General features: G+C 65.1%; 24 protein-coding genes and 1 pseudogene. 9 read left to right on the top strand and 16 right to left on the bottom strand.

Features of this window, described 5'->3' with window-relative positions; translation table 11 throughout:
* The first annotated feature begins 63 nt into the window (after positions 1 to 63).
* Positions 64 to 1,311, top strand: coding sequence for an aromatic ring-hydroxylating oxygenase subunit alpha (locus HNQ95_RS04755; RefSeq protein ID WP_154384601.1), 1,248 nt, complete (start codon positions 64 to 66; stop codon positions 1,309 to 1,311).
* A gap of 22 nt (positions 1,312 to 1,333) precedes the next feature.
* Positions 1,334 to 2,427 (top strand): annotated as a pseudogene (locus tag HNQ95_RS04760) (FAD-binding oxidoreductase).
* A gap of 49 nt (positions 2,428 to 2,476) precedes the next feature.
* Here HNQ95_RS04760 and HNQ95_RS04765 read toward each other — a convergent pair.
* The 16 genes from HNQ95_RS04765 to exbB all read right to left on the bottom strand — a co-directional run bounded on the left by HNQ95_RS04765 (position 2,477) and on the right by exbB (position 20,345).
* Positions 2,477 to 3,235, bottom strand: a complete 759-nt coding sequence (locus HNQ95_RS04765) for an iron ABC transporter ATP-binding protein (protein ID WP_154384602.1) — start codon at positions 3,233 to 3,235, stop codon at positions 2,477 to 2,479.
* Positions 3,232 to 4,173 carry an iron chelate uptake ABC transporter family permease subunit gene (locus HNQ95_RS04770; RefSeq protein ID WP_246787010.1) on the bottom strand — a complete coding sequence of 314 codons (942 nt, stop codon included), beginning with the start codon at positions 4,171 to 4,173 and terminating at the stop codon, positions 3,232 to 3,234. The genes HNQ95_RS04765 and HNQ95_RS04770 overlap by 4 nt, the downstream gene beginning before the upstream one ends.
* Positions 4,166 to 5,128 carry an ABC transporter permease gene (locus HNQ95_RS04775; protein WP_154384603.1) on the bottom strand — a complete coding sequence of 321 codons (963 nt, stop codon included), beginning with the start codon at positions 5,126 to 5,128 and terminating at the stop codon, positions 4,166 to 4,168. Before HNQ95_RS04775 ends, HNQ95_RS04770 begins: the two co-directional genes overlap by 8 nt.
* Positions 5,128 to 6,033 carry a siderophore ABC transporter substrate-binding protein gene (locus tag HNQ95_RS04780; protein WP_067954745.1) on the bottom strand — a complete coding sequence of 302 codons (906 nt, stop codon included), beginning with the start codon at positions 6,031 to 6,033 and terminating at the stop codon, positions 5,128 to 5,130. The genes HNQ95_RS04775 and HNQ95_RS04780 overlap by 1 nt, the downstream gene beginning before the upstream one ends.
* 72 nt (positions 6,034 to 6,105) lie before the next feature.
* Positions 6,106 to 6,951, bottom strand: coding sequence for a sugar phosphate isomerase/epimerase family protein (locus tag HNQ95_RS04785; RefSeq protein WP_182573572.1), 846 nt, complete (start codon positions 6,949 to 6,951; stop codon positions 6,106 to 6,108).
* On the bottom strand, positions 6,948 to 8,249 hold the full coding sequence (locus HNQ95_RS04790) for a DUF6005 family protein (protein WP_067954742.1): 1,302 nt from the start codon (positions 8,247 to 8,249) through the stop codon (positions 6,948 to 6,950). Before HNQ95_RS04790 ends, HNQ95_RS04785 begins: the two co-directional genes overlap by 4 nt.
* Positions 8,249 to 9,517: an AMP-binding protein gene (locus tag HNQ95_RS04795; RefSeq protein ID WP_182573571.1), complete on the bottom strand. Its 1,269-nt coding sequence runs from the start codon at positions 9,515 to 9,517 to the stop codon at positions 8,249 to 8,251. Before HNQ95_RS04795 ends, HNQ95_RS04790 begins: the two co-directional genes overlap by 1 nt.
* A 10-nt stretch (positions 9,518 to 9,527) precedes the next feature.
* Complete coding sequence (locus HNQ95_RS04800) at positions 9,528 to 11,240, bottom strand: IucA/IucC family protein (protein ID WP_067965769.1); 1,713 nt, start codon at positions 11,238 to 11,240, stop codon at positions 9,528 to 9,530.
* Entirely contained in the window at positions 11,224 to 13,005 is a 1,782-nt protein-coding gene (locus tag HNQ95_RS04805) for an IucA/IucC family protein (RefSeq protein WP_182573570.1), read from the bottom strand. The genes HNQ95_RS04800 and HNQ95_RS04805 overlap by 17 nt, the downstream gene beginning before the upstream one ends.
* Positions 13,006 to 13,097: 92 nt before the next feature.
* Positions 13,098 to 13,382 (bottom strand): DUF2218 domain-containing protein, encoded by a 285-nt coding sequence (locus HNQ95_RS04810; RefSeq protein WP_067954736.1) that lies wholly within the window; start codon positions 13,380 to 13,382, stop codon positions 13,098 to 13,100.
* Between the two features lie 59 nt (positions 13,383 to 13,441).
* The gene (locus HNQ95_RS04815) at positions 13,442 to 15,748 is read right to left on the bottom strand and encodes a TonB-dependent receptor (protein WP_182573569.1); all 2,307 of its coding nucleotides are present in this window, start codon (positions 15,746 to 15,748) and stop codon (positions 13,442 to 13,444) included.
* 130 nt (positions 15,749 to 15,878) lie between these two features.
* Complete coding sequence (locus HNQ95_RS04820; protein WP_067954732.1) at positions 15,879 to 16,850, bottom strand: FecR family protein; 972 nt, start codon at positions 16,848 to 16,850, stop codon at positions 15,879 to 15,881.
* 114 nt (positions 16,851 to 16,964) lie between these two features.
* On the bottom strand, positions 16,965 to 17,468 hold the full coding sequence (locus HNQ95_RS04825; RefSeq protein ID WP_169808286.1) for an RNA polymerase sigma factor: 504 nt from the start codon (positions 17,466 to 17,468) through the stop codon (positions 16,965 to 16,967).
* A 371-nt stretch (positions 17,469 to 17,839) separates the two neighbouring features.
* Positions 17,840 to 18,742 carry a TonB family protein gene (locus tag HNQ95_RS04830; protein WP_067954729.1) on the bottom strand — a complete coding sequence of 301 codons (903 nt, stop codon included), beginning with the start codon at positions 18,740 to 18,742 and terminating at the stop codon, positions 17,840 to 17,842.
* The gene (exbD, locus tag HNQ95_RS04835) at positions 18,739 to 19,200 is read right to left on the bottom strand and encodes a TonB system transport protein ExbD (protein WP_067954728.1); all 462 of its coding nucleotides are present in this window, start codon (positions 19,198 to 19,200) and stop codon (positions 18,739 to 18,741) included. The genes HNQ95_RS04830 and exbD overlap by 4 nt, the downstream gene beginning before the upstream one ends.
* 11 nt (positions 19,201 to 19,211) lie before the next feature.
* On the bottom strand, positions 19,212 to 20,345 hold the full coding sequence (exbB, locus tag HNQ95_RS04840; protein ID WP_083948245.1) for a tonB-system energizer ExbB: 1,134 nt from the start codon (positions 20,343 to 20,345) through the stop codon (positions 19,212 to 19,214).
* Positions 20,346 to 20,766: 421 nt separating this feature from the next.
* Here exbB and HNQ95_RS04845 point away from each other — a divergent pair, with 421 nt between their 5' ends.
* From HNQ95_RS04845 to HNQ95_RS04875, 7 genes are all read left to right on the top strand, one after another.
* Complete coding sequence (locus HNQ95_RS04845; protein WP_067954724.1) at positions 20,767 to 21,162, top strand: cupin domain-containing protein; 396 nt, start codon at positions 20,767 to 20,769, stop codon at positions 21,160 to 21,162.
* 29 nt (positions 21,163 to 21,191) lie between these two features.
* Positions 21,192 to 22,187, top strand: coding sequence for a sialidase family protein (locus tag HNQ95_RS04850; RefSeq protein WP_067954722.1), 996 nt, complete (start codon positions 21,192 to 21,194; stop codon positions 22,185 to 22,187).
* Between the two features lie 10 nt (positions 22,188 to 22,197).
* On the top strand, positions 22,198 to 22,890 hold the full coding sequence (locus HNQ95_RS04855; protein ID WP_067954720.1) for an HpcH/HpaI aldolase family protein: 693 nt from the start codon (positions 22,198 to 22,200) through the stop codon (positions 22,888 to 22,890).
* The gene (locus HNQ95_RS04860) at positions 22,887 to 23,237 is read left to right on the top strand and encodes a RidA family protein (RefSeq protein WP_067954718.1); all 351 of its coding nucleotides are present in this window, start codon (positions 22,887 to 22,889) and stop codon (positions 23,235 to 23,237) included. The genes HNQ95_RS04855 and HNQ95_RS04860 overlap by 4 nt, the downstream gene beginning before the upstream one ends.
* A gap of 107 nt (positions 23,238 to 23,344) precedes the next feature.
* Positions 23,345 to 24,520 (top strand): Gfo/Idh/MocA family protein, encoded by a 1,176-nt coding sequence (locus HNQ95_RS04865; RefSeq protein WP_083948239.1) that lies wholly within the window; start codon positions 23,345 to 23,347, stop codon positions 24,518 to 24,520.
* The gene (locus HNQ95_RS04870) at positions 24,517 to 25,344 is read left to right on the top strand and encodes a sugar phosphate isomerase/epimerase family protein (protein ID WP_067954715.1); all 828 of its coding nucleotides are present in this window, start codon (positions 24,517 to 24,519) and stop codon (positions 25,342 to 25,344) included. The genes HNQ95_RS04865 and HNQ95_RS04870 overlap by 4 nt, the downstream gene beginning before the upstream one ends.
* Positions 25,345 to 25,356: 12 nt before the next feature.
* A complete protein-coding gene (locus HNQ95_RS04875; RefSeq protein WP_182573568.1) occupies positions 25,357 to 26,826 on the top strand; it encodes an amidase in 1,470 nt (489 codons plus the stop codon).

Raw genomic sequence — 26,826 nt, forward strand, 5'->3', positions numbered from 1 at the left:
TCCGCCGGCTGGCGTTCTTCCCAAATCAAGCCACCCGTTCAGTCCTTGGTGCGAGGACAGGACATGGATGCGAAGAACGAAATGCTGAAGCTGCTGCGCGGACGCCGCGACGGGTTCAGCCTGGCACAGCCCTTTTACACCGACCCGGATTTCTACCGGCTCGACCTCGAGCTGATCTGGTACCGCGACTGGCTGTTTGTCGGCCATGACTGCGAACTGGCCAAGCCGGGCAGCTTCTTCACCGTCCAGGTCGGCGACTATCCCGTCGTGCTCGTCCGCGACCAGAAGGGTGAGCTGCGCGCCTTCCACAATTCCTGCCGCCACCGCGGCAGCCGCGTCTGCACCACGGACAAAGGTACGGCGGCCAAGCTCGTCTGTCCTTACCACCAGTGGACCTACGAACTCGACGGACGCCTGCTGTTTGCGCGCCAGATGGCGGAAGGTTTCGACAAGAGCCAGTTCGGCCTGAAGCCGGTCGCCTGCGAATCCGTCGGCGGCTACATCTTCATCTGCCTCGCCGACGAGCCCGCCGACTTCGCGCCGATGCGGGCCATGGTCGAGCCGTACCTGCTGCCGCACCGGCTGCGCGAAGCCAAGGTCGCCTTCGAAAGCACAATCGTCGAGAAGGGAAACTGGAAGCTGGTCTGGGAAAACAACCGCGAGTGTTACCACTGCGCCGGCAATCACCCTGAGCTGTGCAAGACCTTTCCCGAGGCGCCGAACGTTACCGGCGTCAATGGCGCCGAAAGCGATCCCGAAATGCTGGCGCACTGGGCAAAGTGCGAGGCGGTGGGGTTGCCGAGCAAGTTCCGCATCGATGCCGGCGGCCAGTACAGGGCGACACGCGCGCCACTGCTGCGTGACGCGGTGAGCTACACCATGTCGGGCAAGCGCGCAGTGCGGAAAAACCTCTCCGACAGCGTCTCGGCCGACAGGATCGGCACGCTGCTGCTCTATCATTATCCGACAACCTGGAACCATGTGCTCGGCGACCATGCCGTCACCTTCCGCGTGCTGCCGATCAGCGCCACGGAAACGGCCGTCACCACCAAATGGCTGGTTCACAAGGATGCCGTCGAAGGCGTCGACTACGACCTGGCCGAACTGACCCATGTTTGGACCGAGACCAACGACCAGGACCGCCGCATCGTCGAGGAAAATGCCTTCGGCATCAAATCGCCGGCCTACGAGCCCGGGCCTTATTCGGAGGAACACGAGGGCGGCGTCATGCAGTTCATCGAATGGTACGTCGGCTTCATCGAACCGCGGCTGGCCGACGGTGGCAAGCCGGTCCTGCGAAACGTCGCCTGACCGGGAGAAGGGCATGAACGCGATGACCGAGCTTGGCCTTTACCGCAACCTCGACGAAATGGCGCCCTGGAACGACCGGCTCCAGGTACTGGAGGTCATCGGCGTCACCGACGAGGCGCCCGACGTCAGGACCTTCACCTTCCGCTCCGACAACCAGACCTGGTTCCGCTACAAGCCGGGCCAGTTCGTGACGCTCGAACTGCCGGCCGAACCGGCACCCGTCATGCGCACCTACACGCTGTCGTCCAGCCCGTCGCGGCCGTTCTCCATCGCCGTCACCGTCAAGGCGCAGGCGGGCAGCGTCGGCGCTGGATGTTCGACCATCTGAAGCCGGGCGTCCGCATCAAGGCCTATGGCCCTTCAGGCGACTTCTCGCTGCACCAGCATCCGGCCGCCAAATATCTGTTCGTCTCGGCCGGGTCCGGCATCACGCCGATGATGTCGATGCTGCGCTGGCTAAACGACTGCGCGCCGTGGACGGACGTTGCCTTCGTCAACTGCGCGCGCCGTCCGGAAGAAATCATCTTCCGGAAGGAGCTCGAACTGCTGGGCACACACATGCCCGGACTGTCGCTCGGTTTCATGATCGAGGAGCGGTCGAGCCGCGAAGGCTGGTTCGGCCATATGGGCCGCATCGATGCGGTGCGACTGCCGTTGCTGTCGCCCGACTTCCGCGAGCGTGAGGTGTTCTGCTGCGGCCCAGATCCCTTCATGCGCGCCGTGCGCGGCATGCTCGAGTCTTCCGGCTTCGACATGTCCCGCTACCATCGGGAAAGCTTTGCCGCACCTGCCGTCGAGGAGGTCCCCGCGCCGTTCTCGACGCCGGGCGGGGACAGCGAGACTGTGCCGGATGCCGTCCTGCCGGTTCGTTTCGCGTTGTCTGATGTCGACGCCGACTGCCTCTCGGGCCAGACCGTGCTGCAGACGGCGCGTGCTTCGGGCGTGCGTATTCCGGCGGCCTGCGAGTTCGGCCTATGCGGCACCTGCAAGGTCAGGAAGCTCTCCGGCGAGGTCGAGATGAGCCACAATGGCGGCATCCTCGACCACGAGATCGACGATGGCTTCATCCTTGCCTGCTGTTCGAAGCCGCTGTCGGCGATCGAGGTCGAGGCGTAGCGCAAGTCAGGAAAACCGTGCAGCGGTTTCCGTCCGGAGTTGGGAAAAGTCAGCGGTGGTGCAGCACCAGCGGCGCGCCGCCGACGTCGATGACGTCCATGCCGTAGCCGAAGACGCGGGCCAGCATGTCGGGCTGCAGCACCTCCGCCGGCGATCCGTCGGCGACGACGCACCCCGATTTCATTGCAACGATCCGGTCGGCATAGACGGCGGCGTGATTGATGTCGTGCAGCACGACGATGACGGTGCGTTTGTCGTTGTCGGCGGCCGCGCGCAGGTCACGCATCAACTGGCGGGCAAACAGCATGTCGAGATTGTTCAGCGGTTCGTCCAGCAGCATGTAGTCGGTGCCCTGGCAGAAGGCCATGGCGACCATGGCGCGCTGGCGCTGGCCGCCCGACAGATTGTCGAGGAAGCGGTCGGCGAGATCCATCAGGCCGAACTGCTGCAAGGCCGCCTCAATCAGCTTCATGTCGTTTGCGTCGATTCGCCCGCGCTGGTGCGGAAAGCGGCCGAAGCCGACGAGTTCGCGCACCTTGAGCCGGCTTGCCACCGCCGGGTCCTGGCGCAATATGGCGAGCGTCCTGGCCAGCTGGCGGCTTGGCGTCGTGTCGACCGGCAGGCCGTCGACCGAGATCGATCCGCTCTGCAGCGGCTGCAGCCGGGCGATCAGCGACAACAGGCTCGACTTGCCGGCGCCGTTGGGCCCGACCAGCGCCGTCACCCCACCCTTGGGCATGGTCAGCGACACATCCTCCAGGATTTGCGTGTCGCCGAGGCGCAACGAAACATTCTTGATCTCGATCATCGCTTGCTCGTTGTGATCAGCATGGCCAGGAAGACGAGGCCCCCCACGAATTCGATGACGACGCCGAGCGTCGCGGCACCGCCCAGAAGATGCTGCAGCACCATCTGGCCGCCAAGCAGCACGATGACGGCGGTCAGCATCGCCGCCGGCAGCAACAGGTGATGGCGGCGGCTATCGACGATGCGCTCGGCCAGCGCCACCACCAGAAGCCCGAAGAAGGTTACCGGCCCGACCAGCGCCGTCGACACCGCAACCAGGGCAGCCACCAAAAGCAGCAGCCCGGTCAGCGCCTTGGTCCATGACACGCCAAGCCCGGTGGCACTGTCGGCGCCGAGTGCCACGATGTCGAGCAGGTGGCGCTGGCGCCAGAGGATGATGGCGGCAATCGTCGTCACCACCAAGCCGATGACGACCAGGTCCGGCCGCACCGTGTTGAAGTCGGCGTAACTCGAACCTTGGACGACGGCGAATTCGTTCGGGTCGATCAGCCGCGCGATAAGCGAGGCGAGGCTGCGGAAAAGCACGCCGAGCACGACGCCGGTCAGCAGCAGCAGGCCGATGTCGAACCGCCGCCGCAGCATCGGCAGGAACAGTACCAGCGCCATGACCATCATCAGGCCGGCCTCGCCGGCGAATTTCAGGCGCGGGTCGAGCGCGACGTAACCGACGCTGCCGAGCGCCAGCACCAGCGCCATCTGGCCGAACAGGTAAAGCGCGTCGAGCCCCATGATCTGCGGCGTCAGCACCCGGTTTGCGGTCACCGTCTGGAACACCACCGTCGAGATGGCGATTGCCACGCCGACCTGAATCAGCGTCACCAGCCGCACGGCGCGCAGTTCGAGCGCGAAGGCGATGTTGCCGCGCAGGCCGATGGTCATGAAGGCGACTGCCACCACCGCTGCAAGGGCGGCCAGGATCAGGAGACGCTTTTCAAGCACGCTGCGCCCGCCCGAACAGGATCCACAGGAACAGCCCCGAACCGACGACGCCGAGCACGGTACCGACAGGAATTTCGTAGGGGTAGCGGATGACGCGGCTGACGACGTCACAGGCCAGCAGGAGTGTAGCGCCGGTGACGGCGACCCAAGGCAGGGCGCTCTTCAGATTGTCGCCCATCAGGCGCGAAACGAGATTGGGTACCACCAGTCCGACGAAAGGGATCATGCCGACGACGACGACGGCCAGCGACGAGATCACCGCCACCATGACCAGGCCGAGCTGGACGATGCGTTGGTAGTTGAGGCCGAGCCCGAGGCTGACCTCGCGCCCCATCGCGGCGATGGTCAGCCGGTCGGCGACCCACCAGGCCAGCGCCACCATGGCAGCCGTGATCCACAGCAGCTCGTAGCGTCCGCGCAGCACGCCGGAGAACTCGCCATTGGTCCAGACGTCGACATATTGCAAAAGGTCGGTCTGCCAGGCGATGAACGTCACCGCAGCCCCGATGACGCCGCCATAGACGAGGCCAAACAGCGGGATGAGAAAGGGCTGCGTCGGCGGCAGCCGATGCGCGATGCCAAGGAAGATCGACGTGCCGGCAAGTGCGGTCACGCTGGCGCCCAGCGTCTTCATCGCGATCGAGGCGGTCGGAAACAGCAAGGTCACGGCAAGCACGCCGAGCGCGGCGCTCTGGCCGGTGCCGGTGGTGATCGGCTCGACGAAGCGGTTGCGCACCAGGATCTGCAGCACCAGCCCCGCAATCGCCAGGCCGGCGCCGGTCAGCACCACGGCCACGGTTCGCGGCAGGCGGCTGACCAGGAGAAGCTGTAGCGCACCGGCATCGGTGAACACGCTGTCCACAGGCAGATCATCGACGCCGATGCTCAGGCTGACGGCAAAAAGCCCGACGAGCCCGGCGGCGACGAGCAGCCGGATGTTGGGCAACGCTGCCATCACTTGGCCTTGGCGAAGGCTTGCTCGATGGTGGACAGCACGCGATGCGTCGACTGCACGCCACCGGCGGCGATGTAGAAGTCGGGCGACGGTAGGAAGATCACCTGGCCCTTCTTCCATGCGGTCGTCTGGGCTACCAGCTCGTTGTCGAGCGTTGCCTTGGCGCCCTGGTCGTTCGAGCCGATCGCGGCGGCGCGGTCGAGCACCAGCAACCAGTCCGGGTTGGTCTTGCTGATGAATTCGAACGAGATCGCCTCGCCATGCGTTGCCGCCTCGACGTCGGCGACAGCCGGCTCCAGGTCGAGCGTCTTGTGCACCCAGCCGAAGCGCGAGCCGGGGCCGTAGGCGGTGATCTTCGGGCCGTTGGTCATCAGGATCAGCGCCTTGCCCTTGCCCTTGACGGCCTGCCTTGCGGCTTCGACCGCGGCGTCCAGCTCCTTGGCGGCAGCGGCTGCTTCGTCCGGCTTGGCGAACAGCTCGCCATAGGCGGCGAGGCGCGCCTTGGCCTGGGTCACCAGGTCGTCGCCATCCATCGTCATGTCGATCGTCGGCGCCACGCGCGACGTCGCCTCGACCTGCGTCGACGAACGGCCGCCGACGATCACCAGATCGGGGGCGAGCGCATTCAGCGCCTCGAGGTCTGGCTCGAACAGCGTGCCGACGACGGTAGCGCCCTTGGCGACGCCGGCGAGTTCCGGCACGAACAGCTTGTCGGGGATGCCGGCCGGCTGGATGCCGAGGCGGTTCAGCGTATCGATCGCGGCGATGTCATAGACGGCGACCTTGGCCGGCACCTTGTCGATGGTCTTGGGGCCGGTTGCGGTGGTGATCTCGACCGCAAGGGCGGGTGCGGTGGCAATAGCCAGTGCCGCCGAAAGAGTGGCCAGCAGGCGAACAAACTTCATCTGTTATCTCCGTCCTTGTCGGTGGGCGTTGGTTGGATAAAACCTTCGCCAAATACTCTTCTTTTGCGCATATCAGAAGCTGCCGGTGCGCAGCAAGACTTCGTTGGGGCTTTTCAGACGCTTGATTGCTTGTCGGTCACTGCGCAGGACATTGAAGCAATCATTGCCGAACCATTCGAGCGAGGCCTCGACAGTGGGGTCGTCGCGCAGCTCTGCAAGGAAGCGCCGATAGTCGACCTTGCCGTCGAACAGCGGCGTCATGCCTTCGCGGCTGCCGGCTGCAGCATAGACATTAGCCGGCTCGAAGACCCTGAGATCGGCGCGCGAGCGCACATTCTTGAGATGGTAATGGCGGATATGGGGACGCATCGCTGAATGCGCGGCGACGGGGTCATCGCCGCCTTCCCAGACATGCAGCGTGTCAAAATTGATCTTGAACGCCGGATGGTCGACCTCGGCGACCAGCCTGAGCGTCGAGGCGCCGCAATCGGCCAGCGTGCCGGGATGCGTTTCGGCCAAAAGTTCTAGGTCGAAATCCGCGGTCATCCCGGCAACCTCGTGCAGCCGCGCGGTGAGGATACGCCTGACCTCGGCCGGGGTATCCCGGCTGCCGCGGCTGCCGGCAAAGGTGCGGATCTTGCCCGCCCGCCAATGCCGGGCGAGGCGGCACAGGTCGACGGTCTTCTTGCGCAAGGTTTCGGCGTCGCCGTCGAGCGGCAGGTAGTCGCTGACCATCGGCACATAGAGCCCTTGCCCGGCCAGCCAGTCGGCGTCGCATTGCGGCTGGTAGGCCAGGTTACGCGCATGCGCGCCCCACAGCTCGATGCCCTGGAAGTCGTTGGCCCCAGCCCATCTGGCGATGTCCTCGAGCGAGACGAGATGATGGCGGAAGGTGATGGTGCAGAGCGAGATTTTCATTCGGCTGCTCCGAGCAGTTCGGCGGGAAGTGTGTGGGGAATGCCCTTTGTGGCGCACCAGGCCTGGAAGGCTTCGCCGAGGTGCGCCTTGATCCGCTTTTCGAGCCCGTCCAGCGTGTCGAGGCGGCAGAACACGTCGTCGGCGAGGCTGTGGTCCTCGGTCTGTGCCAGCTTCATGACGGCGTAGTGCAGCGTCTTGAAGTCCTGGATCACCCGCTCGATCTGGTCGCACCAATGGTCGAAATCGGCATTGGCCAGCTTCATCTCGCGCCAGAAGAAGGCGAAGCCGTGCTCATAGGCATATTTGCGGATCGAGATGACAGGCACCTCGCGCAGCGCCGCACCAAGATCGGCGAGCTTGACGCCGTCCCTGCCGTCGAGATGGGCTGCAACGATGCGACGCACGCCGTCGACCAGCGGATTGTGGTCGGGCTGGTAGCAGGCAAGGAAGAAGTCGCGCAGGTCGGTGGCGGCGGGCACGCGCGCTTCCAGCCGGTCGAAGATGTAGCCGCCGCCCACGGTTGGCTGGCGGATGGCGTGGATGACCTTGTCGCGGGCGATCTGACCTTCCCAGCGGAAGTCGGGATCGTTGACCTGCCAGATCTTCGGATCGTCGGTCTTCTCGATCATCAGATAATGCGGGAAGGGGTTCTGGTTGAACTTGTTCTCCCGCTCCGGCAGGTGGAACAGGTCCAGCATCACCATCAGATATTCGCTGTCGCGCTTGCGCTCGAGCAGGTCGAGCATGACGACGAGGTTTTGGTCCTTCGACCGTGCCGGGTCGTACCAACAATGCATGCCGACGCCGTAGAGCCGCTGGTACCAGGCGTGGAAGAAATCGTGGTTGATCGACTTGTCGTGATAGGCGAGCTGCCAGCGCTCGTTGATGGCGAAGCCGGCGTCCCAGACACTGAAATAGAACGGCCGCTGGTCGATGCCGGAGCGCTTCAGCGCGTCGCAGACGCTGCTGACGAAGCAATGCACCTTGATGTCGATATAGTCCTCGCCATGCACGCCTTCACCGGCCGGCGCGGAGCGCTCTGCAGCGACACTCGCCTCGCCGGTGAACAGCTGCGCCAGCTCGCGCACCGTCTCGATGTCCTGGCGGTTGATTGCTTCCTCCGGCGCGGCCAGGCCGAACTCGAGCTCCAGGCTGAGGAAGATCTCGAGAATCAGCACCGAGTCGAGATAGAGGTCCTCGTTGAGCCGTGCCTCGGGTCCGAAACGCTCGACATGGGCGTGCTTCATGTGATCGTGCAGCACTGTGCCGATCGCTTCGATCACCTGTTCGGTGTTCATCACGCGACCTCCCTCGTCACTGCCGTGAACTGGCCGGCGGCATGCTGTGCCGCCACTTCGCGCCGGCTGATCTTGCCGTTGGCCTGGCGTGGTATCGCGTCGACCTGGACGATCTCCATCGGCAACTGGTGGCTGGCGAGGTTCTGGGCGCACCATTGCCGCACGACGGGCCCCTCCAGCCGCTCGGTGGCGCTGAACAGCAGGCCGACCCGCTCGCCGGCCAGCGTGTCAGCCTTGCGGAAAGCGACGGCGTCGGTGACCGAAGGCATCGACATCACCACGTCTTCGACCTCGCGCGGATAGACGTTGAGGCCGGAGACATTGATGGTGTCGTCGAGCCGAGAGACGAACACCAGCATGCCATCAGGCCTGTAGTAGCCGAGGTCGCGGGTAGCGACGGCGCCATTCGGACCGCTGACGACAATTTCGGATGGCGCAACCGCGCTGTTGCTGCAGCTGACCGCGTGATGCGGCAGGACGAAGCCCATGTCGGCCGCGTCGGTGACATCGGGGTTGACCGCGATGCAGCCGGTTTCCGAGCAGCCATATTGCTGGAACAGATGCGTGGTGCGTGCCCGGATGCGGGCGAACCACGGCTCAGGCAGCACCGTGCCGGAGGTCATCGCCGCGAACAGCTTCTCGCCCTCGGGCATCAGCCGGGCCAGCGTGTGCAGCACCGCCGGCGACGAATAGAGCAATGGCCGCTCGATAGCGCGCAGGGTCCTGAGCAGGTATTTCGGATTGCCGGCATCGACGATGACGGGCGTCCGGCCGCGCTTCAGGGCGACGAGGATGCCGCAGATCAGCCCGTAGGAATGCGTCGTCGGGCAGGCGATGACCGGCGTCATCTCCTCCGGCTTGCGGAAGGTCGCGACATAGCTTGCCACCTCGGCGTCGATCTCGGCCCAGCCGCGGGCGATGCATTTCGGCGCGCCCGTCGTGCCCGAGCTCATCTGCAGGAGCTGACCGGTGGCGCCTGGCGGGGTTTCGCTCGACAGCGTCTCGGCGTCGAGGCTGTTGAAATAGAGCGCGTGGCAGTCCGCCGCGACGGCCAGGCGGCGTGCCGCGGCATGCGGCGTTGCCGGATGGATAGGGAAGACGCTGGCGCCGATGTTGCGGATGGCGAAGAACAGCGCCAGCCAGGCCGCCGTGTCGCTGAAACAGACGGCATAGCGCCCGTTCGGGTCAAGTCCGGCCCGGTCGGCGCTTTGCGCCACCATCTGCTCGAACTTCTGTCGGTCATAGTACCTGTCGTCGATCTGGAGCATCGATTTTCCTTCAGGCGTCGGGGGTGGAGAGGGGGTTGGGGACGGCATGGCTGGAGCGGCCGGTGTTCAGCTTGCGGGCGAGCAGGGCTTCAGCCGTCAATCTCGGGCGCGCGAGGCCGAGCATGTCCTGCCGGTGGCCGAGCCCATGAGTGGCGGCGTACTCGGCCAGCATCTGCCGGACGGCGTTCCAGAAGTCGGCTTCGCGCAGACCGTAGAATGTCTGCAACAGGTGCGAGACCTCGGCCAGGTTGAAGACGAACAGCGCGTCCGTCACCAATTCGCCGAGCGTCTCGACATCTTCCATCCAGTAATACTGGTCGGGCGGTGCGTCCCGATAGTCTGGGTCGAGCGCCAGGAAATCGGGCGCCCTGTCCGGCTCATGCAGGAAGCCAGGCACGTATTCGACACTGTCGTGGAAGTCGCGTAGCACGAGCCTGACAGGCCAACCGTCGCGGTGGACGAGCACCATGTTCTGTCCATGCGCCTCGGTGGCGATGCCGTGCCCGACGAGCAGATGCCAGACAGGCAGCACAGCGACTTGCAACAATTGCTCCAGCCAGTTGCGGAAGCCGTGGCGGTGCACCCACGCGTCGATGAATGGGCGTCCGTCATGCTCGACAGCCATCAGTGCGTTGAACGGCACGGCCTGTTCGCCGTCACCGAGCGTTGCGCTGACGCTGCGGCGCCAGATCGCTGCGAGCTGGCCGGCCAGCGGCCCGTCGCGGCCAGCGATGATGCCGGCATATTCGTCGAGCACGACAAGCGGATAGGTCGTTTCGAACAGCGGATCGCCGGCGACGATTTCGCCGAGCCAGCGCGAGATGACAGGCGCCGTGCACACCGAATGCGGCTCGATTGTCCGCAGCGACGACGAGTTGCTCATGTTCATCGACAGCTTGACGTTTGCCGCCTCGGTGCGGTCGGTATTGAGCAGCGTCCGGATCGACTGGCTCGCAACGTAACGGTCGCCGGCGATGCCGGCGAAATGCGCCGTGCCATCGGCAAGCCATGGCTCAAGCAGCGTCTCCCGCAGCGACTGCCACTGCCAGGGATGCAGCGGCAGCAGGCAGTAGTCCGCCCAGCCAAGGCCGAGGCGCGCGCGCTCGCGGTCGAGCTGCGCACAAACGTCCGCCCCAAGCTCGGCGATCCAGAACGCGCCTTCATCCCCAGGCAAGCGCTGGCTCACCTCTGTGCGCTTCATCAGCAGCCAGGCGAGCTGGAAGCTGTTGCCGGCTTCGGGGCCGAAATCGCGATGGTCGCTTTCGCTGAACCCCGTCCGCGCCTTGAAGCATGGGTGATAGGCGTGGCCCTCGTGCAGGGCGCCTTCCAGCGCGGCGAAGGCCAGGTCGCGACGCGGACCACTGTGCAGGTTGCGCTCGTTCCAACTGCAATGCGCCACCGTGCTGTGCAGCTCGCTGAGCAGCCGGCGCCGGTCTTCCACCGAGGCCGGCAGGCTCGCGACCAGCTCGTCGAGTGTCGCCGGTTGCCAGAAGCCGTCGCGGCCCTCGCTCTCGACCGAGCCGGCCGAAAGGCGGATCCGGCCGAAAGCGCCTGCCATGCCCGAGCAGCGAAACCGCTTGGCGCCATCCGACCAGGTGAAGACGAGCTGTGCGCCGTCGCCGGTTACACCAGCCACGACGAGCCCCTCATACAGCACCGCCTCGACCAATTGCCTGACCACGCGCTCATCGGGGCGGCCGGGCAGGTCAAGAGGCAAGGGCACTGCCATCTCCGTGATAGAGGCCCGCAATGGCCGCGAAGAGGGGGTTGGGCTGGCGGGCATAGAGCGAGCGCTCGTTGCTTGTCTGCAGCTCGTCGACATCGAACAGCCGCGTCATCAGATTGGCCTTGAACGCTACCGTCGGGCGGTCGAGTACGCCGCGGACGAATTCGCGGCCGACGCCCGATGTCGTTCGCGACAGCACCTCCAGCCGGTCCCGCAGCATGTTCAGCAGGACCTCCTCTTCGACCAGGCCGTCATGGCCCATGCGGGCGATGACCGAGAAGATCTGGTTGACGATCAGGTAGTAGGCGAAGCGGTCCTGGATATCGCGGTCGTCGTAGTAGAGCGAGGCGATCTCCGCCGCCTCCGGCACATGCTGGCTGAGGCGAGCGCGGTGGCGTTTCGAGAGGTAGAAGCCCTGATTGTCGCGATAATAACCCGTGCTCGGATAGCCCTGGCTGATGTCGATCAGGCTGTTCTGCTGGTGCGCTTCGAGTGCCAGGCCGAAATCGTCATAGAGGCAGACCAGCGGGTCGAGCGCGCAGTCGAGATAGCGCTGGAACCAGTAGCGGCAGATCAGCTCGGGATGCGTGCCGTCTCTTAGGCCGATATTGTAGATGATGCGTTCGAGCCGCGACCATTCACCCGGCAGCGGCTCGGCGGTCAGTGCTGCGATGGTGATCTTGCCATTGCCCTTGCAGGCGACAAACGGGTTTTCGCGCAGGATCACCTCGAACCCGCTTTCGCCGCGACCGGGCAGGTCGAGCGTGATGTAGACCGGATCGGAAATGATTCTGAAGCGGCCGTCGCCGCCGCCGATGCCTGCCCGCTGCACGAGCTTGGCCATGGCAACGCCGGCCTCCAGCTCCTTGCGGCTGTTGACCCTGAGCGAATTGGTGATCCGCACCGGCAGCGAGAACTTCAGCATCCATGGCAGATCTTTGTTGTAAACCGTGCGCACGGAGGACGTAGCGGTGAATGCCGGGCCGGCCGGACCGATGAGGCGCAGCTTGCCCGATGCCTGCAGGGCGCGGATGCCGTCGTCGAGCAAGAGCGCTTCGGCCTGCAGCGGATGCATCGGCAGCAGCATCTCACCACGCCGCGTCTCGATCTCGCCGGGACCTGCCAGCGACGCGACGATCTCGGGCGCGGATTGGCTGGCCGCGGACTTGTGGCTGACGATGGAGGCGTCGGCGGCGAAATAGACGAGCTGGAAATTGCCGCGCAGCTCAGGCGCATAGCTCGGCTCCTGCCAGGAGGTCATGCCTTGCCGGCTCTTCGGCGTCGGGTGCAGCGAGTGGCCGAACACCAGCGACTGTTCGGCTGCGATGAAGCTGTCGTCGTCATCGTCGACGCGATGTGCCTCGATGTAGCGCAGCGTCTGCTGGTAGCTCTGCAGCGCCCGCCCGAGCAGTTCGAGTTCGCAGCCGCGCATCGCATCGCCGCGCTCGTCATGCAGCTGCCTGTAGGCCTCCTGCAACAAAAGCTGGAGTGCGGCGAAAGGCTCGACATTGCGCCAGCCGCCTTCCGTCGCCCGGCGCTGCCAGACCTGTCCGAAGCGGTGCGGGCCGCAGAGCGAGTGCGACCGAAGCTCGGCGAGCAGCACCAGCTGCTGTGCTGCCAGAACCAGTTCGATGCAGTCGATGGGGTCTTCCGGTCCGACCCTGTGCTGGGTCACCCTGCCGGGCGAGATTTCGCGGACATAGCAGTTGGCGAAATTCTGGAACGTCGCGTGTTCGGCAACCTGCCGCTGCGTGAGCTTCATCTGTCGTCACCACATGGTTTGACCGATAGAGTCCCTTGCAGCAGCTGGGTATCTGACGGATTTTCTCGGGAACGTAGGCGCTGCCTGGCGCCTCAGGCACTCCACGCGATGCTGCGTTCCGGCTCGCGGAAGGCGAAGCGGACGAGGTGGTCGTCGATGACGGCCTTGGTCCGCGCCAACTGATCGGCGTCGGGCGCATCCACTTCGATCGCTAGGCCAGTGACATCGGCCTTCATCACGGCATGGCCGAACGGGAAATGGCATTCGCCATGTCCGTCGCCATGGCTCACCTCGATCTTATGGGCAAAATGCTTGCACAGCTGGGTCAGGTACTTCACGCCATGCGCAGTCTCGAACCGTCCTGTCGATTGGAACATGATCTCTCCGTCCGTGCTTCAGTTGAAATGGCCACGGACAACGCCCGTGGCCATCAGGGTCAGAACTTGGCCGTCGCGCTCAGCCGGAATGATCGGCCCGGCTCCAGCAACGGCTTCACATCGTTGAACTCCTGGCCGTAGGTCGCGCGGCTGGCATAGTTCTCGTCGAACAGGTTCTTCACCTCGCCGCGGAACGTCAGGTTCGGATGCGACTCCGGCTGGTACTCGACGAAGACGTTGACCACCTCGTGCCCCTCGATCCGCTTCGAGCCCTTCGGCAACTTGTCGTAGTCAAGGGCGATCTCGACGTCGCCGCCAACGGTTACGCCCCAGTCGTCGAAACGGTGTACGGCGGCGAGCGTGAAAATCTGGCCGACCGGGGTCGCTAGGTAGTTGCCGAGGTAAGAATCCGCCGGTCCACCGTCGATGGTCACGTCGATGTTGACATATTTGACGCTGAGATTCCCTGCACCCCAGTCATAACCACCGCCGAGCGAGAAGCCCTGTGAGCGGACATCATGTGCCTCGATGGCTCGTCCGGGAGCCCAGTAGGCGGTGCGCGCGTCGTAGATGTCGGTACGAAAGATGCCGCCCTCAAGGGTGAAGCCTTCATAGGTCGCGACCAGTCCTGCGGTGAAGTTGTCCGATGTCACCGGCTTCGGACCGTCGCCGTAGTTCCACTTCGGATTGAAGTTGAAATTCTCGGCCAGCGGCACCCCGGCCCAGATATGCGAATATCCGGCCTTGGCAGTGAGGAATTCGGGAACGAGGTCATATTCGCCCGAGATGTTGCCACTCAGACCGGCATTGGTCCATTCCTGTCCCGTCGTTCCCTCGAACCACTGGTTGTCGCCGCGTGTGCCGAATGACAGCCGCGCCCGCTCCCATGGCTCCAGCCGGGCCTGAGCGTAGAGGCCGACATTGCTGGCATGCTCGGTGGACGAATCTTCCTTGGCGTCCAGATCGGCGGTGTCCTTGTAGAAATCGAAGCCGGCGGTGATGCTGCCCATGTCGAGCGCGAAGCGATTTTCTGCCTTGCCGTTAAGGCTCTCGGTCTTGCCGATACCGGTATAAGTGGCTGAAACGGTGCTCGGTGCCACGGGCCTCGGATAGATGAGCGTCTCCACGGTCGCGCTCGTGTAGGCGATCACCACTTTCGGATCCCACCATCCTTCGGGAGAATCGTCAGTGAACGTGAAGACGGTGCTGCTGCGGTCTAGCGTATAGTCGCGGATCTTCGGCTCCCAGTACTTGGGAGGATCGAGTTCGCCCATGTTGGCGCGGAACGGCCGGGGGGCGTCGTCGCGCAGCTGTTCGTGGCTCAGCTCGAAGCGATAGCCGTTTTCCGCCTGGTAGGCGACCTTGCCGATGCCGCTCAACAGATTGGCGCTGGTCCCGCCGACCTCACTGCCATTGCCGGCGGTGTAGTTGTCGCCCTTGGCGAAGTTCAGATAGCCGAAGAACTCCAAGCCGTCCTTCATGCCATATGCGGCGAGACCGACAGTCGAGGTCTCGCTGTTGAAGTCGTAGGTGCCGGTGACCAGGCCGCCGAGGCTCTTGCCCGGCTCGAGCAGGTCGCGCGCGTCCTTGGTCTCGTAGGCGATCGAGCCGCCGAGCGCGCCGGGGCCGGCATCGGCCGGGGCTACACCCGCGTCGATGCTGACGGCTTTGAGCAGTGAGGGGTCGATCAGGTTGGTCGCGTTGTGGTGGAAGACCTTGTTGTTCTGGCGGGCTCCGTCGACAGTAACTGCAAGATTGGTCTCTTCGATGCCTTGCACATAGACCTTTTGCGACATCGGAAGTGAGCTGCCGACCGCGACCTTGGGTTCGTTGGCGAACACTTCCTGCAGATCGGCAGGCGCCTTCTGCGCCAGATCCGCGGTGTTGATCTGCACATTGTTGACGCTGCCGCCGGAGCCCAGCGTGGTCACGTCGATGGTGTCGAGAACCACAGCGCCATTGGCCGAGACGCTAAGCCCGCCCGTAGCCGCGCTGGCGGAGGCCGACTGGACCGAAACCGTATTGGGCCCGGTGAAGCGGTAGTTGAGGCCACTGCCCGCGAGCAGGCGCTGCAGCGCCTGTTCCGGCGACAAGTTACCCGAGACGGCAGGGGCGGCTGCCCCTCCGACGTCAGCGGTTCCGAAGGCGATCTGCAGGCCGGTCTGCGCCGCCAGCTGCCTCAACGACTGGCCGAGCGACTGTGCCGGCAGGCTGATGCTCTGCGCGCGCGTCGCCGATTGTGCATGGGCAACACTCATCGCCGTGCCAGCCGTCAGCATACCGGCGCCAAGCGCCGTGCCCACAAGAAGCCGTGCCAGCAGGCGCCCCGACGCCCTGCTGCCAAAATCCATGTTGCCGTTGCCCATCGTGCTGGTCCCCAAAGGTCTGGCGCACGCATCCACCGCGCGCCCTCGATGGTGTGACGCGCGAACAGGCCAACTGCCTAAAGAGCCAGTTGCGATTTTTCTGAAATAAGTTGGATCGACTTCGTCGGGCTCAGGAGATGACGATGACGACGCCCGGAACCCGATGCACCGACATCCCTTGCGTCTGGGCCAGGGCCTCGATCGCGTCATGGGCGTCGCGCGTCAGGAACACGGCGCTGACAGGGCTCGCATCATGGGTGTGCGTAGCGATCACGAGGCGTTCGGGCACGTAGCGACCAAGCTCGCCGATGGCGCTGACGAAGGGCTTGCCCTCGAATACCACGCGGCCGCCACGCCAGGCGAGTTCGCTCTCGAGATTGACGTCGGCAACTGCGAGCGGCGCCTTGCCAGTGAGGTAGCGCGTCTGCTGGCCGGTGGCGAGCGACACGGTGTTGGCCGCATCGGCCTTGGCGCCGCCCGAGACGGAAATGCGTCCTGCCGATGCCGTGACCGTCACTTCGTCTGCGATGGAACGAACAGCATAGGTGCCTTCGACGGCATCGCTGTTGCCACCGAGGGCCGCAACACGGAACGGTGCGCGGGTATCGGGCCTGACCGAGAATTCGACTTCGCCCGAAAGCAGGTTCACCAGCCGCAGGCCCGGTCGGAAATCGACATCGACGGCGCTGTTGGTGTTGAGCAGCATGGTCGAGCCGTCGGGCAGGGTGGCAGACACTTGTTCGCCCGCGCCGGTTGCGAAGTCCGACCGCATCCAGGTCAGGACCCGCGGAGCAGCGACAGCCGCCGCCGAGGCGGCGACGGCGCCGCCAACGAGGAATTTGCGCCGGCTGACGGCCGACCGAGGCATTGGCATAGCAACCGGGGCGACATCCAGGCCGCTGCCGTCGACATTTTGCAGCAGCTGCCAGAATTCCTTTTCGCGGGCGAAGGCCCGCGCATGCCCCGGGGACTGGGCCCGCCAGGCGTTGAATCGGTCGAGATCCTGCCGGCTGACATTGCCGGCGCTTAGTCGAACGATCCAGTCGCGCGCATCGAGTGCGATGCCGCGGTCGATCTCGGATCCGTGTTGCCCTTTGCCCATCGCCAGTCACGCAAGCGGTGCCCATCGGTTCGGGCACACTAACCATCTTGCTATCATAGACACGCGAGATGGCACCACGCCTAAGCGTCACGGCAAAATAAATCTTGGAACAGGTCAGCCGTTGCTGTCGCGCAGCTCGGCCAGGCGCTCGACGACGCGGCGGATATGGTAGTAGACGGCCTCGTCGCTGATGCCGAGCTGGCGGGCGATCTCGCGGTGCGAGACGCCGTTGACCCGGTTCATTAGGAAGATGCGCCGGCTTCTCTCCGGCATCGTCTGCAATGCCTTGTCGACGGCGCGCAGCATGTCGCGACCCATGACGATGCGTTCGGGCGAGATCTCGTCCACCGACGTCGACAGAAGCTCATTGACCTCGGCGTCGATCTCGTTGCGCCGCTGCTGTTTGCGGAAGTGCCCGATGGCAGCATTCTTCGCCGCCTGCATGGTGAAGGCGGCGTGGTTGTCGATGGCGTCGTCATGACGGACGTTGGACAGCCTGATCCACGTGTCCTGAACGATGTCCTCGGAGGTCGCGCTGCAACCGACGCGGCCACGCGTCAGCGCCTCGATGCGCGGACGCAACGTCGCAAAGCTGGTCATCAGCCTGGTGAGTGTCATTTTTTCACTCTTGTTTGCACCAGTTCCGATCGCGCATGCCTGGGGGGCGGCCGCGACGGACGTTCGATAGGCCATCAAAAAAGTGCCTGCAACCCCAACACCTTAGGGAAAACACGGCACTGCCGGGGTTGCGGGCTAAAACCTTCCTATTTTTATCATGTTTAGTGTTTGATTCTGCTGAACTAACGGCGGCAGTCGCATCGCGGCCTGCATGAATTGTCGCAGTAAGAAAGTCTTACGGGTGTAGCAGAAACAACACACGATGCTTGCAGGCGCAAAGTGATCGCCAGCCGACCATGGAAGCCGGACGTGAACCACGAGGCGTTTCGATGAGGGACTGCGCCTGGCTGCACCTGACAGGGAGGCGCCCGTCAGCGCTTGAAGTCGATCGGAACAACGATCACTGACGGCACCGCCGGCGGCGGCGCCGGGATCGGCGAGGACCGGCGCACCAGGCTGACCGCAGCTTCGTCGAGCGCCGGGTCGCCAGACGAATTGATAAGCTTGACCGACAGCACGTCGCCGCCGGAATTGAACGAGAACTGAACTGCGGCAACGCCCCGGTTGCGCACGTTGCGCGGCTTGTGCCTGTTCAGATGGGCGAAGACGCGTGACTGCCAGCGCGCCGGCGACATTGCCTTGCCGCTGCCCTGGCCGGGTGCGGGCGCGCGCACGCTGTCGGAGTTCTGCGCCGACTTCTTCGCCGCGGCGCTCTGCTGCGACGGCTTCTTCTCGATCTTGGCTTCCTTGACCGGCTCGGGCTTCTTCTGCACCGGCTTCTTTTCGCGCACCGGCTTTTCCACCGGCTTCGGCTTCTTGATCTCGGGACGCGGTTCGGGGATCGCCATCGCCACTTCAGGCAGCGGTGCCTCGACGAGGTCGGGGATCACGTCCTCGATCGGCTCGGCCTCGGTGACTTCTTCCAGAGGCTCCGGCGTCAGCTCCGCGACCTGCTCGACCGGCTCCGTCACCGGCTCGACTGGATCGGGCGAAATGGTCTCGGTCATTTCCTCGACGTTTTCGGCCGCCGCACTGTCGACCATGTCGGTCACGTCCTGCTCAACGGCTTCCGGGGCCATTGCCATCGGCGCGAGGTCGATCATCACGGCGGACTGCGCCTGCATGTCTTCCATCATCATTGGCGGTTGCTGGTTGAGATACCAGGCGCCGGCCATGTGGACGGAAAAGATGACGGCCGCCGCCGTCGACCACAGCAATGCCTCGCTGCGGCTGATGCCGCCGAAGCTGAACTGGTCATGCGTTGCAGCGCTCATTGCGCCTGCCCCTCGCTGACCGCAGGCGGAGTGGCCTGCACCTGCTCCAGCCCGACGAGCGCTATCTTGAGGTAGCCCGCGCCGCGCATCAGGTTCATCACTTCCATCAGCTCGCCATAGTCGACGCCGCGGTCGGCGCGCAGGAAGATGCGGGTTTCCTTGTCGGCCTTGGCGGCGGTATCGAGCTGCTGCTGGAACGCGGTGCGGGCAACCGCGTCCTGGCCGATCGAGATGCTGAGGTCTTCCTTCAGCGTCACGTAAAGCGGCTCCTCAGGGCGCGGCGTGGCGGTCGCGGTCGAGGCCGGTAGGTCGACATTGACGTCGACGGTGGCCAGGGGTGCTGCCACCATGAAGATGATCAAGAGCACCAGCATGACGTCGATGAACGGCGTCACGTTGATCTCGTGGTTTTCCTGGAGATCGTCCTCGTCAACGGATTGTCTGATGCCGCCGGCCATGGTCCCGACTCCTAGACAGCGACGGCGGGCGCGCCACGCCCGTTGCCGCGCATGGCTTCATTGGCCGGCAAGCGCTCACTGCGCTGTGGCTGGCGATCGAGATCGCGGCTGACCAGGCGCTGCACGCCAGCCGCGGCGTCGGCCAGGCCCTGGCGGTAACCGGTGATCGAACGCGCGAAGACGTTGTAGATCACCACCGCCGGAATGGCGGCGATCAGGCCGACCGCGGTCGCGAGAAGCGCTTCGGCGATGCCGGGAGCGACGACAGCGAGGTTGGTCGTCTGCGATTCCGAGATGCCGATGAACGAGTTCATGATGCCCCAGACGGTGCCGAACAGGCCGACGAAGGGTGCCGTCGCGCCGATCGTGGCGAGCACGCCGGTGCCGCGGCTGAGGCGGCGGCCTGCCTGCGCCTGAATGCGCATCAGCCTCGACTCGACGCGCTCCTTGATGCCGGAGGCGTCGGCATGGCCGAATTCGTGGCCCGACATTTCGAACTCGTCGACGGCGGCGCGAACAAGCACGCCGCCGATGCCGGCGCGGTCGCCGAGCGTCTGCGAGGCGTCGGCGAGCCTGCGGGCGTGCAGGATACCGCGCAGCGCCTTCTTCAGCCGCGCCTTGCTTGCGGCGATCTCGAGTGATTTGGCCAGCCACACGGTCCAGGTGATCAGCGAGGCGAAGGCAAGGCCGATCATCACGCCTTTGACCACCCAGTCGGCGGCCATGAACATGCCCCAGGGCGAGAGGTCGTGCGGCAACAGGCTCTTGGGAACGTCCGTGCCGGCAGGTGCACCGACGGTCGTGTCGATCGGCGCGGACACAGCAGGCTGCCCGGTTGCAGGCGCCGTGGCCGCCGGTGCGACCGTCGGCTCACCGGCAGCCTGGTCCGGTTGTGGTGCGACGTTGGCGCCCGGCTGCGGCAGGGCGTTGATACGTGGCTGCGTTGCTTCGGCTGCGAGGGCGGCCGCATTGGGAGCATCGCCGGGCGCTGCTGGCTGGGCGGTCGGCGTGGCGACGGCTGCCGTCGGATTTGCTGGAGCTGTTGGAGCGCTCGTTGCGGGTGCCGTGGGCTCCACCTCAGCCGGCGCGGTCTGCTGGGCGAAAGCCGCGCCCGCGCTCAGCGTGATGTACAGCGCCGCTGCCATGATGCGTCCGGACCGATACTGAGCTTGCGACCCGAAAGCCGTCCCGGTGCTTGTGATGCCCCAGATGCTTCTCATGTCCGCAGTCTCCGATCGCACGCAAATGACTCAAAGGCAGGTGTCGTGCCGGGCCTCTAACATTGTTGACTTCTTTAATCAAGAAAAGCGCCCAAGAAACATGAGAATGACACACCAGAATTCATGCGTCGAGGACGAGGCGCGATCGAAAGGGCTGAGGCGCAGGGAAATCGGAGGCTCGGCTGACCGCCTTCGACGTTCGCACGAGCGCGCTGCGGCTTATCAATAAAGTTGGCGATAACCCATTTCTGGCCAGCGCCGAGGGCCGTTCGTAAGGTCCGGTCCATCGCAGGGCCCCGAGGCCCAGACAACAAGATCAGCATTGGCCGGCTAAAGGAGCGCTCCGATGGACATCCGCTCGAGCGATTTCACGCGACCGACACTCGAGCACCAGGGCACCACGCCGGTGTGGTGGCTGGTGCCGCCGCGCGCGATGCGGGACGCGACGCTGGGCGGCCATCTCGAACTGATCAGCGAGTTCGAGATCCGCGCCGGCGGTGAGGTCAACACCCACCACCACCCCACCTACGAGTTCTATTTCATGCTCTCCGGCCGGGCGCTGATGACCATCGAGGACGAGACCCGCGAGATCGGCCCCGGCGACCTGGTCACGATTCCGCCCAATGCGCGGCACTCGATCAAGCCGGCGCACGAGCATAACGGCATCCGGGCGCTGGCCATGGCCTTCGGCGTCAAGGATGCGCCCGTCGTCGACTATTCGACCGACCCGGAAAGCTACTGACCCCTTTCATCCAGGCTGCGACCACGACAATGACCATCACCCTCTATGCCGGGCTCGCCGGCGACACCGATCCCGGCCGCTTCATGAGCTCAGGCCTGCTGCGCAGCCGCGATGGCGGCGCCTGGGAGCGGATCGAGAAAGGCTTTCCCGCCGTACCGCAGACATTCGCCCTGCTCGCCGATCCCAGACGTCCGGGCGAAGTGTTCGCCGCCGCGCAGGACGGCATCTTCCGCAGCACGAACTATGGCGACAGCTGGTCCCGGCTCGACGCGCCGAAGCCGGAGTTCGCAGTGTGGTCGCTGACCCGTCATCCGCATGAGCCGGACACGCTGTTTGCCGGCTACGAGCCGCCGGCGATCTTCAAGTCGACCGACAATGGCCGCAGCTGGCGTAGCCTCGACGTCTCGGTCGGCTACCCCGACATCACGGCCGGCATGCCAAGGCGCATCACCCGCATTGCCGTCGACCCCACCAATGCGGACAGGATCTACGCCAGCATCGAGATCGGCGGCCTGATCATGTCGGAGGACGGCGGCCGCAGCTGGCGCCAGGCGCTCGACGGGCTCTATGTCGTCGAGGATGCCGTCGACCTGCATTCGGTGCTTGTTGATGCCGAGGGCAAGGTGTCGGTGACGACACGTGTCGGCGCTTTCCAGAGCCGCGATCACGGCCGCCGCTGGCGCAAGCTGCCGGTGCCGGCACTGCGCGAAAAGGGCTCCTATTGCCGCGTCCTCGGCCAGGGCCCGGCTGACACGATCTATCTCGGCGCCGGCAACGATTTCGATGGCGACCTGGGCGACTTCTTCCGTTCTACAGATGGCGGCGCGAGCTTCCAGCGCCTTGATCTCGGCGCGCCCCTGAAGAGCACCGTCTTTGCCATGGCTGTCGACCCGACCGACCCGAAGCGGCTCGTCTGCTCGGACAAGTTCGGCCAGGTTTTCCTGAGCGACGATGCCGGCGACAGCTGGCGTGCGCATCCGCTTCCCCGTGGCATCGGCCATGTCTTTTCCATCGCCATCGGCTGAGGGGCGCATCATGGCCAATCCGTTCAAGCAACGCCTTCTGCGGGACGAACCCGTCGTCGTCCTCAACCCCGACCATCCCTCGCCGGCATTGACCGAGTTCCTCGGCCGGCTTGGGATCGACGGCGTGTTCATCGATTGCGAGCATGGCACGGCCTCGATCCAGACCGTACAGGACATGTGCCGCGCGGCGCGTGCCGCCGGCCTGCAGTCCATCGTCCGGCCGGAAGCCAATCTCGACCATCTGCTCACGCGTTACCTCGACGCCGGCGCCGGCGGCCTGATCGTGCCGCATGTCGACGATGCCGACGGCGCCCGCAGCATCGTCGCGGCGGTCCGCCGGGCCCGACCGCAGAACCATGAGGATACCGTCGTGGTGGCGATGATCGAGTCGCTCGAGGCGGTCGCCAACCTCGATGCCATCGTCGCCGTCGAAGGCGTCGACGCGTTCTTCATGGGCCCCAACGACCTGTCGCATTCGATGGGCCTGAACGGCCAGACCCACCATCCCGACGTCAAGCGCCTCGTCCTCGATTGCGCCGCCAAAATCCGCGCCGCAGGCAAGGTGCCGGGAACGCTGGTGACGCGCGACACGGTCGCCGCCTTCGTCCGCGGCGGCTGCCGCTTCCTCTACGAGCATGCCAACAATTTCCTGGTCACCGGAGCCAACGACTTCCGGCACATAATGAAAGAGAGCAACACATGAGCAAGATTGAACGGCTGCGCCAGGGCGAGCGCATGTCGCAGATCGTCATCCACGGCGACACGGTCTATCTCGCCGGCCAGACGGCCACCGATCCGGTGCCGTCCGTCGCCGAGCAGACACGGCAGATCCTCGCCAAGATCGACACCTATCTCACTGAGGCCGGCACCGACAAGTCGAAGATCCTGTCGGCCAACATCTGGCTTACCGACGTGGCCACCTTCGAGGAGATGAACGCGGTCTGGGACGCCTGGGTCGCCAAAGGCAACACGCCGGCGCGCGCCACCGTCGGATCGCCGCTGGCGCGGCCGAAGAACCTGGTCGAAATCGCCGTCATCGCGGCGCGTTGAGCGCCGCGCCAAACCTCAACTGAAAACCCGGTCCGAACCGGCAAGCGCTTGCTCGACCTGTCGAGCGGGAATGCCGGCCTGCGGCCAGAGAAAACGGAAGAACTGCCATGTCACGTCAATTGGGAGTGGGGCTCTACGGGGCCGGAAATATTGTCCACGACGGCCATGCGCCGGCCGTTGCGGCTGGTGTCTCGACCAGGCTCGCCGCGGTTTGCGACATCGATGAGGCGCGCGCCCGGACGCTGGCCGACGCCTATGGCGGCGCCAACATCTACACCAGCCTGGACAAGATGCTCGCCGATCCGTCCGTCGACATCGTCATCATGGCCACGCCCAACAACCTGCATCGCCGCGACTTCGAGGCCTGCGCCCGTGCCGGCAAGCATGTGCTGTGCGAGAAGCCGCTGGCCGTCACCTATCCCGACGCGATCGCTATGGCCAGGATCGCCGAGGAGCACAAGATCGTGCTCAAGACCGGCTTCAACCAGCGCTACCTCAATCAGATTCGCATGGCCAAACTCGCCATTGAGGCCGGTCTGATCGGCGAAGTGTTCTCCTTCCGCACCGTGTTCTCGGCGAAATGGGACAACTGGGTCGACGGCTCCAACTTCCGCTGGGATCTCGAACGGTCGGGCGGCGCCACCACCAACGACAACCTGATCCACCGCTTCGACATGCTGCGTTACCTGCTCGATGACGACTATGCCGAAGTCGTGGCCGATGTCAGCCACTGCGTCATCCCGCCGGTCGTCGACGACAACGTCCATCTGATGGTCCGCACCAACAAGGGCGCGCGCGGCTCCTTCATCGCCGACCGCTATTCGCCGGTGCTCGGCGATGCCACCGAACTCTACGGCACCAAGGGCTCGCTGTCGTTCTGGACCAATGCCGGCTCGCCCTTCTTCGACGTGCCGCTCGCCATCAACACCACGGTGCCGATGAACGAGTTGCCGGAACCGATCAGCAAGGCCGTCTACCCCACTGCGCGCTCCAAGCAGAACCGCCATGCCTGGGACGGCTGGCTGTCGATCTGGCCGCCGCGCAACGAATGGGACACCTATGCCGAGCAACTCGCCGGCATGGCTGAGGAAATCCTCTCCGGCACACGCGACGGCATCGGCGCCACCGGCTTCGACGGCGCCCGCGCCACCGAGCTGGTCCATGCCGCCTACAGCTCGCAGATTGCCCGCGCCTGGGTGTCGCTGCCTTTGGCCGACGACGCGCCCTTCGCATTTCCCGATTTCGAGGGCCACGGCTACGATGCCAAGGCGGGCCGGTCATGATCAGCGCCGGCTTCTACAGCACCTTCCTGCACCAGCTGCCCGTCACTGAGTTGGCGGGCAAGCTGTCGCAGGCCGGCTACAGCTCGGTCGAGCTCAATGGCGACCTGTGGAGCAACGGCTTCGTGCCGCATGTGACGCCGGCACTCGATGCGGCAGGCCGGGCCGAGGTCGCCCGCGCCATTTCGGCTGCCGGCATGAACATCTCGGCACTGAGCGCCTGCCTGCATCTCGCCAAGGAGAAACAGGAGGAACGCCGCGCCGGCATCGACTATCTCAAGGCATCGGTAGACCTGGCGCGCGACATCGGCGCGCCTATGGTCTGGGTCTTTACCGGCCGCGCCTTCGGCGGCATCGACATCGCGACGGCGCGAAAGTACCTGGCCGCCGCCCTGGAGGAGGTCTGCGACCACGCCAGGGATCGCGGCGTCAAGTTCGGCATCGAAGGCTGCTCGATGCACATCGTCGCCAAGGCCGACGAATATCTCGACCTGTTCAAGGCGATCCCCGGCTCTGATGTCCGCGTCGCTTTCGATCCGACCCATTTCCAGCTGCGCGGCGAGGATCCGGTCAGGGCGGCGGAGCTGCTGTTCGACCGCATCAGCAATCTCCACGTCAAGGATTCGGTCGGCCTCTATCCCGACTTCAAATGCGTGCCGCTCGGCACCGGCGAGGTCGACCTGAAGGCCGTCACCGACACCTTGCGGCGCCTTGGCTACGCCGGTTCCGCCTCGGTCGAATATGAATCGCACCTGTTCGGCTGGGAGATCCCGGCTGACGACGTCATCCGCGACAGCCGCGCCTTCCTGCGCGTGCTCGGCATCTGAACGGAGACGCCCATGTCGCGCTCGCCTATCGGGCCGTTCAAGGAGTTCGACGATTACGACGCGCTTGGCCTTGCCGATCTGGTGCGCCGCCGCGAGGTCAGCTCCCGCGAACTTCTGGAGACGTCGATCGCCCGCATCGAAGCGCTCGACGGGGTGCTGAATGCCGTCGTCATCCGCTGTTTCGAAAAGGCGCTCGCCCTTGCCGAGACCGCGCCGCCCGCCGGACCCTTTGCCGGCGTGCCCTATCTGGCCAAGGACCTGCATACCTCATGGGCCGGCATTCCCTCGACAAACAGCATCTCGTCCTTCGCCGGCACTGTTTCCCAGTCGGATTCGCTGATCACCCAGCGGACCAAGAACGCCGGCTTCATCCTGCTCGGCAAGACCAACACGCCGGAATGGGGCTGGTCGCTGACGACAGAGTCGCCGATGCATGGCCCGGCGCGAAACCCCTGGGCCTTCGACAGGACACCGGGCGGTTCGAGCGGCGGGGCGGCAGTGGCGGTCGCGGCGGGATATCTTCCGCTCGCCGACGCCGGCGACGGCGCCGGTTCCACCCGTGTACCGGCGGCGATCAACGGGCTGGTCGGCCTCAAGCCGTCGCGCGGCCGGATTTCGCCGGGACCCGAGGCGACCGACTTCTGGTTCGGCGGCGGACAGTCCTCATGCGTGTCGAAAACGGTGCGCGACACAGCGGCCATGCTCGACGCCTTGCAGGGCGGTTATCCGGGTGAGCCCTATTACATCAGGGAGCGCCCGTCGTTCCTCGACAGCACTGCGCCCTCCAATCGGCGTCTGCGCATCGGCTTCAGCCTCAACAACCCACGTGGCGATGCCAACAGCATCGTCGTCGACGAGGCCGTCTGCGATGCGGCGCGGCTCTGTGGCGCGCTCGGGCACGAGGTCGAACCGTTCGATTTCGACTATGATTTCGAGAGCCTGTGGCGTGCCTATACCGGCATGATCCGGGTCCAGACCGCGGCTCAGTTTGACGATCATGCCCGGGCGCGGGGTGTTCCCAACAAGCCGTCCGACATGTCGGCGACGATCTGGACGACGATCGAACACGGTCGGGCGACCAGCGCCATCCAGCACAGCCGCGACATCGAGGCGATGCGCCGGCATTCCCGCCACATCGCCACGCTGACCTCGCGCTACGACGTCGTGCTGCTGCCGGTCCTGCCGCAGGGTACCCGCCCGCTCGGCTATTACGACATGTCCAAGGACATCGACGCCTATGACGCCTCGGCGATGGGCGAGGACACGGTCTACATGATGCCGTTCAATGTCTCGGGACAGCCGGCACTGTCGCTGCCGCTCGGCATGGACCGTTCGGGCCTGCCACTCGGCGTCCAGCTTGTCGCCCCACCGGCCGGTGAAGCCGCGTTGATCGAGCTCGCGGCATCACTTGAACGGGCCCGCCCCTGGTATGATCGGCGCGCGCCGTTCCATGCCGCCAACGGGGTCGGCGGCAGGTTCTGA

This window comes from Aminobacter ciceronei, assembly GCF_014138625.1.
Lineage (GTDB): Bacteria > Pseudomonadota > Alphaproteobacteria > Rhizobiales > Rhizobiaceae > Aminobacter > Aminobacter ciceronei.

Excerpts from the sequence above, each read along its gene's own strand:
- HNQ95_RS04855 (WP_067954720.1), top strand. The coding sequence starts at position 22,198 with ATGGCCAATCCGTTCAAGCAACGCCTTCTGCGGGACGAACCCGTCGTC.
- HNQ95_RS04815 (WP_182573569.1), bottom strand. The coding sequence starts at position 15,748 with ATGGGCAACGGCAACATGGATTTTGGCAGCAGGGCGTCGGGGCGCCTG.
- HNQ95_RS04875 (WP_182573568.1), top strand. The coding sequence starts at position 25,357 with ATGTCGCGCTCGCCTATCGGGCCGTTCAAGGAGTTCGACGATTACGAC.
- HNQ95_RS04780 (WP_067954745.1), bottom strand. The coding sequence starts at position 6,033 with ATGAAGTTTGTTCGCCTGCTGGCCACTCTTTCGGCGGCACTGGCTATT.
- HNQ95_RS04805 (WP_182573570.1), bottom strand. The coding sequence starts at position 13,005 with ATGAAGCTCACGCAGCGGCAGGTTGCCGAACACGCGACGTTCCAGAAT.
- HNQ95_RS04820 (WP_067954732.1), bottom strand. The coding sequence starts at position 16,850 with ATGGGCAAAGGGCAACACGGATCCGAGATCGACCGCGGCATCGCACTC.
- HNQ95_RS04825 (WP_169808286.1), bottom strand. The coding sequence starts at position 17,468 with ATGACACTCACCAGGCTGATGACCAGCTTTGCGACGTTGCGTCCGCGC.
- HNQ95_RS04830 (WP_067954729.1), bottom strand. The coding sequence starts at position 18,742 with ATGAGCGCTGCAACGCATGACCAGTTCAGCTTCGGCGGCATCAGCCGC.
- HNQ95_RS04870 (WP_067954715.1), top strand. The coding sequence starts at position 24,517 with ATGATCAGCGCCGGCTTCTACAGCACCTTCCTGCACCAGCTGCCCGTC.
- HNQ95_RS04755 (WP_154384601.1), top strand. The coding sequence starts at position 64 with ATGGATGCGAAGAACGAAATGCTGAAGCTGCTGCGCGGACGCCGCGAC.
- HNQ95_RS04785 (WP_182573572.1), bottom strand. The coding sequence starts at position 6,951 with ATGAAAATCTCGCTCTGCACCATCACCTTCCGCCATCATCTCGTCTCG.
- HNQ95_RS04865 (WP_083948239.1), top strand. The coding sequence starts at position 23,345 with ATGTCACGTCAATTGGGAGTGGGGCTCTACGGGGCCGGAAATATTGTC.
- HNQ95_RS04775 (WP_154384603.1), bottom strand. The coding sequence starts at position 5,128 with ATGGCAGCGTTGCCCAACATCCGGCTGCTCGTCGCCGCCGGGCTCGTC.
- HNQ95_RS04790 (WP_067954742.1), bottom strand. The coding sequence starts at position 8,249 with ATGAACACCGAACAGGTGATCGAAGCGATCGGCACAGTGCTGCACGAT.
- HNQ95_RS04765 (WP_154384602.1), bottom strand. The coding sequence starts at position 3,235 with ATGATCGAGATCAAGAATGTTTCGTTGCGCCTCGGCGACACGCAAATC.
- HNQ95_RS04860 (WP_067954718.1), top strand. The coding sequence starts at position 22,887 with ATGAGCAAGATTGAACGGCTGCGCCAGGGCGAGCGCATGTCGCAGATC.
- HNQ95_RS04850 (WP_067954722.1), top strand. The coding sequence starts at position 21,192 with ATGACCATCACCCTCTATGCCGGGCTCGCCGGCGACACCGATCCCGGC.
- exbB (WP_083948245.1), bottom strand. The coding sequence starts at position 20,345 with ATGGCAGCGGCGCTGTACATCACGCTGAGCGCGGGCGCGGCTTTCGCC.
- HNQ95_RS04845 (WP_067954724.1), top strand. The coding sequence starts at position 20,767 with ATGGACATCCGCTCGAGCGATTTCACGCGACCGACACTCGAGCACCAG.
- HNQ95_RS04795 (WP_182573571.1), bottom strand. The coding sequence starts at position 9,517 with ATGCTCCAGATCGACGACAGGTACTATGACCGACAGAAGTTCGAGCAG.
- HNQ95_RS04810 (WP_067954736.1), bottom strand. The coding sequence starts at position 13,382 with ATGTTCCAATCGACAGGACGGTTCGAGACTGCGCATGGCGTGAAGTAC.
- exbD (WP_067954728.1), bottom strand. The coding sequence starts at position 19,200 with ATGGCCGGCGGCATCAGACAATCCGTTGACGAGGACGATCTCCAGGAA.